Origin of the sequence: Entomohabitans teleogrylli (assembly GCF_001484765.1) — a bacterium.
Classification (GTDB): domain Bacteria; phylum Pseudomonadota; class Gammaproteobacteria; order Enterobacterales; family Enterobacteriaceae; genus Entomohabitans; species Entomohabitans teleogrylli.
The window spans coordinates 119,751-133,173 of the sequence record NZ_LLXO01000013.1; the positions used below are offsets into that span (position 1 = coordinate 119,751).

At 52.8% G+C, this 13,423-nt stretch carries 15 protein-coding genes; 10 read left to right on the forward strand and 5 right to left on the reverse strand.

What is annotated here, in order from left to right:
* The first annotated feature begins 19 nt into the window (after positions 1-19).
* The 3 genes from AQ981_RS16015 to hisP are packed head-to-tail and all read left to right on the forward strand — an operon-like array spanning position 20 to position 2,204.
* Positions 20-706 (forward strand): histidine ABC transporter permease HisQ, encoded by a 687-nt coding sequence (locus AQ981_RS16015; protein WP_058912747.1) that lies wholly within the window; start codon positions 20-22, stop codon positions 704-706.
* A complete protein-coding gene (locus tag AQ981_RS16020; RefSeq protein WP_058912748.1) occupies positions 703-1,416 on the forward strand; it encodes an ABC transporter permease in 714 nt (237 codons plus the stop codon). Before AQ981_RS16015 ends, AQ981_RS16020 begins: the two co-directional genes overlap by 4 nt.
* A 14-nt stretch (positions 1,417-1,430) precedes the next feature.
* Positions 1,431-2,204 (forward strand): histidine ABC transporter ATP-binding protein HisP, encoded by a 774-nt coding sequence (gene hisP, locus AQ981_RS16025; RefSeq protein WP_058912749.1) that lies wholly within the window; start codon positions 1,431-1,433, stop codon positions 2,202-2,204.
* A gap of 251 nt (positions 2,205-2,455) precedes the next feature.
* On the opposite strand, the gene AQ981_RS16030 is transcribed toward hisP, so the two are convergent.
* Both AQ981_RS16030 and folX read right to left on the reverse strand, forming a co-directional pair.
* Complete coding sequence (locus AQ981_RS16030) at positions 2,456-3,349, reverse strand: TIGR01777 family oxidoreductase (protein ID WP_058912750.1); 894 nt, start codon at positions 3,347-3,349, stop codon at positions 2,456-2,458.
* 18 nt (positions 3,350-3,367) lie between these two features.
* Positions 3,368-3,733 carry a dihydroneopterin triphosphate 2'-epimerase gene (folX, locus tag AQ981_RS16035; protein ID WP_058912833.1) on the reverse strand — a complete coding sequence of 122 codons (366 nt, stop codon included), beginning with the start codon at positions 3,731-3,733 and terminating at the stop codon, positions 3,368-3,370.
* Between the two features lie 159 nt (positions 3,734-3,892).
* On the opposite strand from folX, the gene yfcF reads away from it, so the two are divergent.
* The 7 genes from yfcF to AQ981_RS16070 all read left to right on the forward strand — a co-directional run bounded on the left by yfcF (position 3,893) and on the right by AQ981_RS16070 (position 10,798).
* The gene (yfcF, locus tag AQ981_RS16040; protein ID WP_058912834.1) at positions 3,893-4,537 is read left to right on the forward strand and encodes a glutathione transferase; all 645 of its coding nucleotides are present in this window, start codon (positions 3,893-3,895) and stop codon (positions 4,535-4,537) included.
* 65 nt (positions 4,538-4,602) lie between these two features.
* On the forward strand, positions 4,603-5,154 hold the full coding sequence (gene yfcE / locus AQ981_RS16045; protein WP_058912751.1) for a phosphodiesterase: 552 nt from the start codon (positions 4,603-4,605) through the stop codon (positions 5,152-5,154).
* A 46-nt stretch (positions 5,155-5,200) separates the two neighbouring features.
* Entirely contained in the window at positions 5,201-5,737 is a 537-nt protein-coding gene (gene yfcD / locus AQ981_RS16050) for an NUDIX hydrolase YfcD (RefSeq protein WP_058912752.1), read from the forward strand.
* 474 nt (positions 5,738-6,211) lie between these two features.
* A complete protein-coding gene (locus AQ981_RS16055; RefSeq protein ID WP_058912753.1) occupies positions 6,212-6,889 on the forward strand; it encodes a DUF1120 domain-containing protein in 678 nt (225 codons plus the stop codon).
* Between the two features lie 215 nt (positions 6,890-7,104).
* The gene (locus AQ981_RS16060; protein WP_058912754.1) at positions 7,105-7,806 is read left to right on the forward strand and encodes a fimbria/pilus chaperone family protein; all 702 of its coding nucleotides are present in this window, start codon (positions 7,105-7,107) and stop codon (positions 7,804-7,806) included.
* A complete protein-coding gene (locus AQ981_RS16065) occupies positions 7,782-10,226 on the forward strand; it encodes a fimbrial biogenesis usher protein (RefSeq protein ID WP_082683208.1) in 2,445 nt (814 codons plus the stop codon). Before AQ981_RS16060 ends, AQ981_RS16065 begins: the two co-directional genes overlap by 25 nt.
* On the forward strand, positions 10,217-10,798 hold the full coding sequence (locus tag AQ981_RS16070; protein WP_154675942.1) for a DUF1120 domain-containing protein: 582 nt from the start codon (positions 10,217-10,219) through the stop codon (positions 10,796-10,798). Before AQ981_RS16065 ends, AQ981_RS16070 begins: the two co-directional genes overlap by 10 nt.
* Positions 10,799-10,863: 65 nt before the next feature.
* Here the strand turns inward: AQ981_RS16070 and AQ981_RS16075 are convergent, their stop codons facing one another.
* The 3 genes from AQ981_RS16075 to AQ981_RS16085 are packed head-to-tail and all read right to left on the reverse strand — an operon-like array spanning position 10,864 to position 13,180.
* Positions 10,864-11,976 (reverse strand): M20 family metallopeptidase, encoded by a 1,113-nt coding sequence (locus AQ981_RS16075; RefSeq protein ID WP_058912757.1) that lies wholly within the window; start codon positions 11,974-11,976, stop codon positions 10,864-10,866.
* Positions 11,977-11,993: 17 nt separating this feature from the next.
* Positions 11,994-12,458 (reverse strand): YjiG family protein, encoded by a 465-nt coding sequence (locus AQ981_RS16080; protein WP_058912758.1) that lies wholly within the window; start codon positions 12,456-12,458, stop codon positions 11,994-11,996.
* Positions 12,455-13,180 carry a nucleoside recognition domain-containing protein gene (locus AQ981_RS16085; protein WP_058912759.1) on the reverse strand — a complete coding sequence of 242 codons (726 nt, stop codon included), beginning with the start codon at positions 13,178-13,180 and terminating at the stop codon, positions 12,455-12,457. The genes AQ981_RS16080 and AQ981_RS16085 overlap by 4 nt, the downstream gene beginning before the upstream one ends.
* Positions 13,181-13,423: the final 243 nt, after the last annotated feature.

Consider the following 13,423-nt stretch of genomic DNA (forward strand, 5'->3'; position numbering starts at 1 on the left):
ACGGCAGGAAAAAAGCGCCATGCTGTATGGTTTTTCAGAAGTGATTTTTAAAGGGGCGCTCGTTACCCTGGAGCTGGCCATCAGTTCCGTGCTGCTTTCAGTCGCGATAGGCCTGGCCGGCGCAGCGGCGAAATTGTCGCGCAACCGGCCGCTGGCCCTGGTGTTTGAAGGGTATACCACACTGATCCGCGGCGTGCCCGATCTGGTATTGATGCTGCTGATTTTTTACGGTCTGCAAATGGCGCTGAACGTAGTGACCGACGCGCTGGGTATGTCGCAAATCGATATCGATCCCATGATTGCCGGGATCATTACACTGGGTTTTATTTACGGCGCCTATTTTACCGAAACTTTTCGCGGCGCCTGGATGGCCGTGCCAAAAGGGCATATTGAGGCGGCGACGGCTTTTGGTTTTAGTCCGTCGCAGACTTTTCGACGCATTCTGTTTCCGGCCATGATGCGTTTTGCGCTGCCGGGGATCGGCAATAACTGGCAGGTGATCCTGAAAGCGACCGCGCTGGTGTCGTTGCTCGGTCTGGAAGATGTGGTTAAAGCTACCCAACTGGCGGGGAAAAGCACCTGGGAGCCGTTCTATTTCGCCATTGTCTGCGGGGCTATCTATCTGATTTTCACTACGGTATCCAATGGTATTTTACTGCTGCTTGAACGGCGCTATTCGGTGGGCGTCAGGAGGGCGGATCTGTGATTGAGATTATCCAGGAGTACTGGAAATCGCTGCTGTGGACCGATGGTTACCGCTTTACCGGCGTGGCGATCACCCTGTGGCTGCTGATCTCATCAGTGGTGATGGGCGGTATTCTGGCGCTGTTTCTCGCTGTCGGGCGGGTATCGTCGAACAAATATGTTCGCCTGCCCATCTGGCTGTTTACTTATGTCTTTCGCGGTACGCCGCTGTATGTTCAGATGCTGGTGTTTTACTCCGGTATGTATACCCTGGAAATCGTTAAAGGGACGCCGATGCTCAGCGACTTTTTCCGCAGCGGTCTGAACTGTACCGTGCTGGCGTTTACCCTCAACACCTGCGCCTATACCACGGAAATTTTCGCCGGGGCGATTCGCTCGGTGCCCCATGGGGAAATCGAGGCCGCCCGGGCATACGGTTTTTCGCGTTTTAAGCTGTATCGCTGCATTATTTTGCCGTCGGCGCTGCGCATTGCGCTACCGGCCTACAGCAACGAAGTGATATTGATGCTGCACTCCACCGCGCTGGCGTTTACCGCCACGGTACCGGATCTGCTGAAAATCGCCCGCGATATTAACGCCGCGACTTACCAGCCGTTTACCGCCTTTGGCATTGCCGCCGTGCTGTATTTGTGTATTTCCTGGGTATTGATCAGCCTGTTTCGTAAGGCGGAGCGGCGCTGGCTGCAGCATGTGAAACCTTCGTCGTTGTAATGAGTGGACAACTAATGGCCGACTATAAATTAAGCGTCACTGACCTGCATAAACGTTACGGCGAACTGGAAGTGCTGAAAGGGGTCTCCCTGAAAGCGCGGGCCGGGGATGTTATCAGCATTATCGGCTCTTCTGGATCCGGGAAGAGCACTTTTCTGCGCTGTATTAACTTTCTGGAAAAGCCCAGTGAAGGTACGATCGTCGTTAATAACCAAAACATCCATCTGGTGCGTGATAAAGACGGCCAGCTAAAGGTAGCGGATAAAAAGCAGCTGCAACTGTTGCGCACCCGGCTGACCATGGTGTTCCAGCATTTCAATCTGTGGAGCCACATGACGGTGCTGGAAAACGTTATGGAAGCGCCGGTACAGGTGCTGGGGCTGAGCAAGCAGGATGCCCGGGATCGGGCGATTCGCTACCTGGAGAAGGTGGGGATCGACGAGCGGGTGCGCGGCAAGTATCCGGTACATCTGTCCGGCGGCCAGCAGCAGCGGGTCTCGATCGCCCGGGCGCTGGCGATGGAGCCGGAAGTGCTGCTGTTTGACGAACCGACATCGGCCCTCGATCCCGAACTGGTCGGCGAGGTACTGCGCATCATGCAACAGCTGGCTGAAGAAGGAAAAACCATGGTAGTGGTGACCCACGAAATGGAGTTCGCGCGCCATGTCTCCAGCCATGTGATTTTCCTGCATCAGGGGTTGATTGAGGAAGAGGGGACGCCGGAGGCGGTGTTCGGCAATCCTTCCAGCCCGCGACTACAGCAGTTCCTGAAAGGGGCATTGAAGTAAGAGAGGAGCGCTCGCTCTTATGGTTGCCTTCGGCACAGGGTCGCCCTACCGTAAACGGGGCCTGGCCCTTTGCGCCGGGACCGTCTTACCCGCAGGCCGGTTTTCTCCCCGGCCTGGCGACGCCCCTGCGCAAAAATCGCCGGCAATCTAACGGCCGGTCTTAACATTCCCGCTGCGAACAGTATATCGCGATGAATGATGCCATCACCGCTGATGAGGTGATGTCTGGCGTAAGATCGTGATATTTGAGGTTATTGCATAATATCGCGCAGCGCTTCTTCCAGATCGTACCAGCGGAAACCAAAGCCAGAAGCTTCCAGGCGTTTCGGCAATGCCCGCTGCCCGCCCAGTACCAGTACCGCCGCTTCGCCCATAATAAGACGCACCGCCGTCGCCGGCACCCGTAAAATGGCCGGACGGTTGAGTACCTGACCCAGCGTATGGGCAAACTGCTCATTGCGCACCGGATAAGGGGAAACCATGTTGAACGGGCCGCGGAGATCGTTATCCAGCAACCACAGAATGCCGTTAACCATATCGTCGATATGAATCCACGGCAGATACTGGCGACCGTTGCCTATCGGCCCGCCGACGCCAGTGCGGAACAGGGGCAGCAGCTTACCGAGCATTCCCCCTTCGCGGGACAGCACTGCGCCGGTACGCAGCAGGCAAACCCGGGTCTGGTCGCTTTGCGCGCCGCTGGCTATCTGTTCCCAGCGGGCGCAGAGCTTATGGGTAAACTCGTTGTGCGGCGGTTCGTCTTCCGCCACCACGACTTCGCCGAGATCGCCGTAATAGCCGGTGGCGGAACCGGAGATAAATACCGCCGGCGGCTGGCGACTGGTTTTACACAGCGCGACCAGCCGTTCGGTTATCTGCCAGCGGCTCTGGCACAGCGCCTCTTTGCGGGCGGCGGTCCAGCGCCGGTCGGCTATCGGCTCTCCGGCCAGGTTGATGACCGCGTCGATATCGTCCAGGGACTGGCGTTCCGCAAGCCCCTGCCACAGGGTGACGTCAGGCCCGAGGCGGGCGTGGGCCTTGTCTGGCGAGCGGGTGACCACTGTGACCTGATGGTGTAACGCCAGCAACCGCCGGCACAGCTGGCGTCCGATTAACCCTGTACCGCCAGTAACCAGTATCCGCATATGACCTCCCGGTGGCGCTTAGCGCCGCCAGCTCATGGTCATTGATACCGAGTCGGCGTAGCGCAGCGCGTGAAGTTTATCGATCTCTACTTCAGCATATGTCACCCAGGGATGATCGCACGCGATATTGAGCACATCCTGGGTTAATTTTTCCAGTAGCGCAAAGCGGTTGCTCTCGACGTGGGCAATAATGGCTTTGGTGATCGTGCGGTAATTCAGGGCATCGTCGATATCAACGCTGTGGCGCGCCTGAGCGGCGGGGTAGTGAATCGCCACGTTGATGACGATATCCTGACGGTTGTTGATTTCCTCTTCTTTGATACCGATAAAAGTCCGCAGGCGCAGGTTTTTGATGCGGATAACGGCATCCGGGTGCGATGGCATACAGGCTTTCTCCTTATTATTGCTGGCGTCATGATACACAAAGTTACGCAGGGCGCCCATCGGGTAAGCCATGCTGGCAGGAACATGCAATTTACCGATGTGACAGAAATCAGGTTTCGTTATATGTTCATTGAATTGCCACTCGCCGATGAGGATTTTATGGAACAGCCAGTGATAACCCTGTGGAGCGATGCCCACTTTCATAGCCCCTATGTGATGTCGGTCTATGTCGCCCTGAAGGAAAAAGGCCTGGCGTTTACTTTGCAGACAGTAGACCTTGCCAGCGGTCAGCATCTGCAGCCTGGCTGGCAGGGATACCAACTGACGCGTCGGGTGCCGGTGCTGGCGGTGCAGGAGTTTATCCTGAGCGAGTCATCGGCGATTGATGAGTACCTTGAAGAACGCTTTGCGCCGCCGGTGTGGGAGCGCATCTATCCGGTAGACCGGGAAAAGCGCGCCCGCGCCCGGCAAATTCAGGCGTGGCTGCGCAGCGATTTGTTGCCCATCCGCGAGGAGCGGCCGACGGAGGTGATTTTCTCCGGCGCCCGTATGCCGCCGCTCAGCGCCGCGGGTTGTCAGGCGGCGGAGAAATTTATCGCCCATGTTGAAACGCTATTGCCTGAGGGGCAGCAGAACCTGTTCGGCGAGTGGTGTATTGCCGATACCGATTTGGCGCTGATGATTAATCGTCTGGCGCTGAACGGCGACGCATTGCCGGCACGGCTGGAGGAATATGCGCAGTTCCAGTGGCAGCGGGCGTCGGTACAGCAGTTTGTGGCGCTTTCAGACCAGGTAAGCGGCTGAAGCGCGGCGAAAAATTCAGTATCATTCCCTTTCTGCGTCCTGAAGAGATGATGAGGTACCGGACAATGAAACTGATGTTTGCTTCGGATATTCACGGCTCATTGCCTGCCGCCCGGCGCATTGTCGAGCGCTTTAACACCAGCGGCGCGCAGTGGTTGATTATTTCTGGCGATGTGCTTTACCACGGCCCGCGCAATGCGTTGCCGCCGGGGTATGCGCCGGCGCAGGTCGCTGAGTGTTTAAACTCGCTGGCGGACAGGATTATCGCGGTGCGCGGCAACTGCGACAGCGAAGTGGATCAGATGATGCTGGCATTTCCGGTGACCGCCGACTGGCAGCAGATATTGCTTTCTGAGTGCCGTCTGTTTCTGACCCACGGGCATCTCTATAGCCCGGATAATTTGCCGCCGCTGCGTGCCGGAGACATTTTTATCTCCGGTCATACGCATATTCCGGTTGCACAGTGGCGTGATGGTATTGGATTATTTAACCCCGGCTCAGTGAGCATCCCGAAAGGGGGCTTCAGCGCCAGTTACGGGATGCTGGAAAACGGCACGCTGAGCGTGCGCGATCTGGCCGACGATCGGGTCATTGCTGAGCTGGTCATTCATCGTTAACTCACATTAACGCGCCGTTTAGAGCGCCCTGAAGAAGGTTTCCGCGATGGTGGAGCAGAGTGATTTTTCTGGCACGGAATGGGTGGACATTGTCAGCGAAGACAATGAAGTGATTGCGCAGGCGACCCGGGAGCAGATGCGCGCGCAGCGCCTGCGCCACCGTGCGACGTATATCGTGGTGCATGACGGGATGGGCAAGATTCTGGTGCAGCGGCGTACTGAGAGCAAAGATTTCTTGCCGGGCATGCTGGATGCTACGGCGGGCGGCGTGGTGCAGGCGGAAGAGGTGTTGCTCGATTCCGCTCGCCGCGAAGCGGAAGAGGAGCTGGGGATTGCCGGCGTTCCGTTTGCTGAACATGGTCAGTTCTATTTCGAAGATCAGCACTGCCGGGTGTGGGGCGGGTTATTCAGCTGCGTCTCCCACGGGCCCTTCGCCCTGCAGGAAGAGGAGATCAGCGAAGTTTGCTGGATGTCGCCAGAAGAGATAACTGCCCGCTGCGATGAGTTCACTCCGGATTCCCTGAAGGCGCTGGCGCTGTGGATGAGCCGTAACGCAAATAATGACAGCGTGCAGCCGGAATAAACCATCGGTTTATCACATTTCTGCGAACGATTCCCTCTTGCGGGGGAATCTTTTATTCCTCACCTGATTAATTTCCGCGAATATCCACGCCGACTGAATGTTTTTTCTGGTGGAAAGCATTGAGAAGATATATACATAATGAGAATGAAATTTCGCGTTACGTTGAATGCATAAATAATAGTGGCGTTTTTTAGATAATGTATTAGGAATTTTTTTATGGTTTATCTCCTGGTTGTTTTCTGCCGGAGCAGAGTTAATGAAGTTATTGCTTGAGTTATATATGTTTCTTATGGAGTCAGGTGTTATTCCTGGAACCGAAAATTCAATTGACCTTGTAAATTATTTTTTCTAAATTTATCGTTAGTTGATCGGGTAATACTTGATTGACTCGCAACGAGGGGAATTTATTTCATTTCTGAATATATATTCAGTTATGAATTTGTTATTGATATTTATCAAGTAAAGGACTTACTGATGGTATTTAAAAAAACGCTTTTGACTCTGGCGCTAACGGGCGCGTCGTGTTCAGTATTCGCCAACTCTGTAAATCTGGAAATAAAAGGTGAGTTAATTACTGCTGCCTGCCAGCCTTCTCTGGATAGTAATGTGGTTGATTTTGATAAAATTAATTTAAGTTCAATGCCCGACTCTGGTCAACATCTGGTGGATGCAAAAGATTTGAATCTGACTATCACCTGTGACAATCCGGCCAAAGTGTTATTTTCTGCGCTGGATAATAATCCTGAAAGCAGGGCTTCTGGTATTACTATTAAAGGGGAAGGCGGCACTAGTTTTCAGGGTGGATTGGGGAGAACGTCAACCGATGTTAAACTTGGCGCTTATTCTATTATAGTTGGTAAGGATGCTATTGCAGATGGGATTTCTTTACCCGTCATTGTCAGGGAGAGCTCTCTGGGAACAACTAACTGGGGTCAGTTAAGTGATGGGCTGTTAATGACTTTGGATAATAGCAGCAGAAAAAGAAGTTTTACCGTTGGTGAGATTAACGGTAGCACTACTCCTGTAGCATTTACAACAGCGACTTTTCCACTGAAAGTGCAGGTCGCGCTGCAGGATAAATCTATTCTCGGTAATGGGGTTACTGGTTCAAAGCTTAATGGTAGCACAACATTTTCTATTTCCTACCTTTAACTTCTGATGTGCTAAAGCTACCGGGAATACCCGGTAGCTTTATCGAAATAGTATTCTTTAGTATGTGTTTATTTGGGGGGGAGGTCTTGGGTTTGAATGGTGGTGTGATTTTTATTGAGTGAATTTTATTTTGCCAGATGGTTGCTATGAGACGGGTTGTCTCCTGAATGTCGCAATATTACAGTGTTTTTATATGTTGTCATGGAGGACAATACATGTTGCACGTTAATTTTTTTTCGGGTGTGATTTTATTTCTTTTTTTTAGTGTATTTTCTTTTTCTGTAGCAGCCGCAGGAGTAGTCCCGGAAGAAATTCTACTGAATATCGATGAAAAAAATATGGGGGGGCAGATTAATGTTAAAAATACAGAGCCTTTCCCGGTATTACTTTATACTCGCGTTGTTGACCTTCCTGAAGAAGATCGTTCTGTTAAATTACTGGTTACTCAGCCTGTCATTCGGGTTGAGGCTGGGCAGGTACAGCAGGTCAGGTTTATTCTGCAAACCAGGGGGGAGTTGAAAAGGGAACACCTGAAGCGCGTGATGTTTGAAGGGATACCGCCAGCGGACCAAACTGGTAATTATTTGACTATCAATATTCAGCAGGATATTCCTGTCATCATTCAGCCACGCTCCGTTCCGGTTAACCCAACTGCCTGGAAATTGCTGAAGTGGTCTATTAAAAACAGGCAGCTATCGGTAGAAAATCCTACCCGAAACATTATTCGGTTAAACCCCGGTGTAATTCTGCAACCTTCCAGTTATAAAGCCTCATTACCAAAAACTTATATTTTGCCTGGCGAAAAGATATTTGTGAATTTACAGCGAGATATTAAAGGGGACCAGCAGGTGAAATTTGTTCCCGGCGGACGCTATGGTGTTGACGTCGATTCATGGACGGCACAGTTGGTAAATTAATAATACGAATTAAAAATATGCAAATAAGCAATGTATTACGCCGGTGCAACGGCATTGTCAGCGGATTTGTTGCTTCACATGTCGTTATTGCCACGGTATATGCTGAAAGTGTGATTTTTAATACCAGCATTATTAATGAAAGAGGGCTGGACAGTAATATTGCTGATTACTTTTCCCGGGAGGCGCGTTTTCTTCCGGGGAGACACTTAGTGGCCTTACGCATCAACGGTAAGGAACGCGGAATGGTTCTGGCAACCTTTAACGATGAAGGTAATCTGTGCGCGGATGAGCAATTTCTTGCAGATGGCGGGCTGAAAGCTGAGAAGAGGTTTTCTGTCGCGACGCAAACTAAAAATAGTTGTCCGGATTATCGCGAGATGTTTGACGGGGTCCAGATTGTTCTGCTCCCTTCCAGGGAGCGAATTGACATGGTGGTACCGGCCGAAGCGATTGATATGCAATCCGGTTCATCCCGGGTATATACCCGGGGAGGGGTTGCCGGGATGATGAATTATTCCTTGTTCACCCTGTTAAATCACTATTCTGGAGAGGTATCTCGCTACTCTCAGGCCTCTCTGGAAGGAGGTGTTAATATGGGGGACTGGTTACTGCGCAGTCGCCATATTATGACGGATAACGATGGCAAACGGCAGAATGAATCTCAATATACTTATGTGCAGCACACGTTTGTTGACCATAAAAAGTCGATACAGGCCGGAGAGATTAATGCCAGAAATACGTTGTTGGCGATCCCGGCCATCCTTGGTGCTCAGTTAGTTCCTGAGGAGGCGCTTAATGCTGATAGCGGCTCTGGCGTTGTTGTGGAAGGGATGGCCTCTACGAACCAGGCTCGAGTAGAAATATGGCAGTCAGGGCAGTTGGTTTATTCAACGATGGTGACCGCCGGACCGTTTCGTTTTGAAGATGTTCCGGTAAACAGTATTTCCACCAATCTGGATGTTAAGGTGGTGGAGGCGGATGGTCGTGAGCACCATTTTGTTGTTCCGGCGGCGGCATTGACGGGTAAGCGACCCGCCAGGGCGAAAGGAATGAGTATCGCTCTGGGAAGAGTGCGGGATATGGAAAGCGATTACGACATGCCGATAGTACTCTCGGCGAGCAATGCATGGACATCGGGCTTACGCAGTAAAGTCAATGTGGGAGGGCTTCTGTCCCGGCGTTACCAGTCCGCTGGCACAGAGCTGTCATTTCAGGTGTCGAGTTTTCTACGGTTGAGTGGTCGGTTCAGTTTCAGTAATGATGATTATGGCCATCGTCGGGGAGCTGGAACCGAGATCTCCGCTTTTCTGGCTTTAGCGGACAATACCAGTATTTTTGCCACATCGACTCAGCGTAGTAAGAATTATCGGGATCTTGCTCAGGCATTAAATAAAAACGCAACGGTGTATCAAAAAGATTATTCTGTCGGTATTTCCTGGTCGGAGGATTTATTGGGCACATTGGCTTTCAGTTATTTAATGAGTGAGGGGCGCAATGACGATGATGATTCGCAATCAACGATGGTGTCATGGAGTAAATCATTTAAACGCGCCAGTGTGACAGCATCCTGGAATCGTCAAGTGAATAAAAGTGGCGACGATGTTTTTTATTTACACCTGAGTATCCCTTTTGAGAACCGCAGTATCGGGAGTTACATCAGGAAAGATGGCGTTAATCATCGATATGGTCTGCAGGCGGATGGCAACATCAGCGAGAATTCCCGCTATAGTTTGTCTTATGATCGAGACTGGCAGCAAAAAAATGATAGCTTCAATGGGAGTATTTACAGCAATTTTCATTATACCCGTCTGAATATTAATGCTGGTACAGCGCAGCACTATCGTAATTATGGCGTGTCATTAAGTGGTGGGGTTGTTGCGCACGACAAAGGAGTGACATTCTCGCCTTATGCTGTGAAGGATACTTATGCGGTAGTATCTCTGGGATATCCATTACGAGGTGTAGAAATCGCTACACCGCAGGGTCCTGTCTGGACCGATGCGAAAGGGCAGGCGATTGTTCCCGCATTACCAGAATACCGTCGGGCCAGGATTGAAATTAACAACGCGACACTGCCGGGTAATATTGAAGTCGGGAATGGTACCCGCGTTATTGCTGCCGGATATGCTTCAGTCGGTAAGGTGGAATTCAGGGTGCTGGAAGTGAATCGCGCGGTGATTAAAGTGCAGCATGCCGATGGTTCTCCCGCAGCGCGTGGTTCTCTGATTCAGGATGAGAAAGGCAACTATGTGGTGACGGTGGTTGATGATGGTCTGGCCTTCGTGAATAACCTCTCTCAACTTAAAGCACTGTATCTGGCAGGACAGGGAGGACAGCGCCGCTGTCGGATCGATTATCGTCCTGAGCAGGAGTCCGATCCGCAAGCGTTTTATGCACGTTATCAGGGAGTATGCCAATGACTCTTTTTTCAGGGCAATACCGTTTGCCTGCTTTTTGCTTACTGATGTTATTCACTATAGTGCAACCGGTACATGCCGATGATGAGTGCCGGATGGCGGTGTCACAGCCATCAATTCAATACGGCAAAATTGTCTGGGGTGATGTTGTTAAAAATCTTCAGGGAAATTTTCGGCTGTCTGAGAAGGAGATTCAGGTTTCTATTGTTTGCCCTTCTCCACGGCGGGTAGGCGTTTTTTTTACCGGCGATGCGGATTCGCGGGGAGAATTTCGTTTTACAGCCAGAAGCAATGTGTTGATAGCTGTAACAAATATGATGGTCGATGGACAAACGCGCCAGATAGTGAAAATGCGCACGCCAGGACAACTGGCGCTTTCGGGTGCGCCGGTCAGCGCTGTATCACTGCTTAACCAGGAAGGGGTAGCGCCGGTGGAGCACGATACTGTTATCGCGGGACAGAACATCAGCTTTGTTGTCCGGGTTCAACCCAATATGGAGCAAAGCGACTTTCGGGTCAGTAGTCCGGAGCAAGTCGCAGCACAGATTTCTCTGAGGCTGGAAACGCGGGAATAGCAGAGGACCGTAACTGACCAAATGAACGGGAAAGAGGCGGCCAGTTAGACTGGCCGCCATTGTTGTCACAGTAAGCAGACAATGCGCCGCAGCAGGCGAATGCGCGGCTCAATAGAGGCGATTTCCAGGTACTCCGCCGGGCTGTGAAATCCGCCGCCAATTGGGCCCAGCCCGTCGATGGTGGGAATGCCCAGCGTAGCGATATGGTTAGCGTCGCTGCCGCCGCCGACCGCCTGCCAGGTGATATTGATCGCTTCCCGCTCACCGGCGCGTTCAACCAGCGCCATCAGCTCTTCAGTACCGGCGCCCGGCGTCATGGCCGGGGTGTGGGACATGCAGGACAGATGGGTGGTAACCCCGTCAAGATATCCTTTTTCGCACAGCGCCCGGAGCGCCGCATCGACCCGGGTGTGTTCCTCATTGTTCCAGAAACGCACGTCGAGATCGGCGCAGGCGTGGGCGGCGACCACATTCGGCGCATCACCGCCGCTGATGACGCCGACATTCAGGGTCGTGCCCTGCCGGGTATCGGCCAGCGCATTGACGGCAAGGACGGCATTGGCCAGCGCCGTGATGGCGGAGCGGCCTTTTTCCGGCTCATTACCGGCATGGGCGGCCACGCCGCTAAAGGTCAACCGGTAGTGGGCCATGCCTTTACGCGCTTTCACCAGAGAACCGTCGACCCGGGCGGCTTCGCAGACCAGGGCGACGCTGGCGCGCTGCGCCAGTTGGCCAATCCATTCGCGGGAATGAACCGAGCCGGTCTCTTCATCCGGGTTCATGGCAATAGCGATGGAAAGACGCGCCAGCTCTTCCGGCGGCATATCGCGCATTGCCCAGAGAATATTCAGCAGGCCGGACTTCATATCCGACGCGCCAGGCCCATAGAGACGCTGCTCGTCATGGGTCAGCGGGCGCTGCGCCACAGTACCCGGCGGAAAGACGGTATCCATATGGCCGACCAGCAGAACATCGAAACGTTCGGCATCTGGCTTATTGGTGACCAGCAGGCCCGGACCGACTTCTTCGCCCAGGTTGACGGTGCGGGTATGCCAGCCTGCGTCTCGCCACAGTTCGTCGAGAATAGCGGCGATTTTCGCCACCCCGGCAGGGGTTCGGGTACCACAGTCCTCATTAACCAGCAGGCTGAGCTCTTTGATGTATTGTTGCAGATCCATTCGACATTCCTTTTGCTTCAGATAATGACGCGCATAAGCAGCATGGCGAGCATGGCATTGATGACGGAAATGATAATCATCGCCGGGATGCGCCGGGCGTTGGTGCCGATAACCCCAAGAATGCGCCCGAGGTACTGTACCTGGGAACCCATCAGGTAAATCGCCGGCGCCAGAATAGCCAGATGCTCCCCGGTCAGGACGCCTTTATCAAACAGCCCGATGGCCACGCCGACGCCGCCGCCCATCGACATCCAGCCGCCAATCAGCACCGCGGCGGCTTCGCCCGGCAGGCCGAACAGGCCCATCACCGGGGCGAAAAGGGTCCCCATGGCGTCCAGCGCGCCGGTAATGTTCAGCGCTTTTATGATAATGAACGCCATCACCACATTGGGCAGGGTGCTGGTGGTAGCGATATTCCAGCCCTTGCGCGCGCCTTCGACAAAGATATCGGTAATGACCGGGTTAGAGGTGGGTGCGCTCATGATGTTTCTCCCTGTGAAGTGGTGGTGTCAGTTTTCTTTCCCGGGGCGACGCTTAGCCACAGCCGCATCAGGTTGGCGCCAACGATTTTCATGATAAACATCACGGCGATACAGGCGCCGATGGAGGTGGGAACCACTGTGGAGCCATCGACGGCGATAAGGGTAAAGATAATGGCACCGGAGGAGAAAAAGTTGGTAATCATGGCGCCGGCGGAAAACTGGAACATGGCGAAAATGTCTTTTTCTTTTTCGCTAATCACATTCTCATCGGCAAGATTGCGGGTCAGGGAAGCGCCGACATCGGTGCTTTGCAGGCTGCCGATCAGAGCCAGTCCGGTGGCGCCGGGGATACCCATCAGCGGACGCAGCAGTGGCGTCAGTAGTTTGCGCGCCGCCCGCAGCGCGCCATAGTGCTCCAGGACATTAATCATCCCGAGGGCAAACATTACCGCCGGAATCAAGCCCAGGGCGAACAGAAAACCGTCCATGGCGCCGTGGCCGCCCGCACCGCGGAAAGCGCTGAAGGCGGTTTCCAGCTGGCCGTCGTTGGTACTGACTTTACTGACTACTTTCCCGAAGGCGCCGTTAAGGGTGGTGAAATCAAAAACGCCGTACCATTCTTTGCCGCCTAACAGGCCGGAAAAAAAGACTGCGGCAAATGCCAGTGAAAACCAGGCGCCGGGGCCGACTTTCTCCTGACGGGGGGTTAATGGATTATCCATTTTTTATAATCTCCTGAGTGATTGAACTTCCAGAGGGATAAAATATTTTGATGGTTATGGCGCGGGAAAAGATGATGAAAATCAAAGGTGATACCGGGCCAGGATGCCGCGATTGGGTTATGTGATACAGGTCGTTAAAAATTTTAGAAAACTCTTAAGTAAGCATAGCGTGCTAATTTTTTGTGGTGAAAAAATGACCTGTTCAGGAGAAAAATAAGAAAAAGAAAATCGCTGATAGATGAA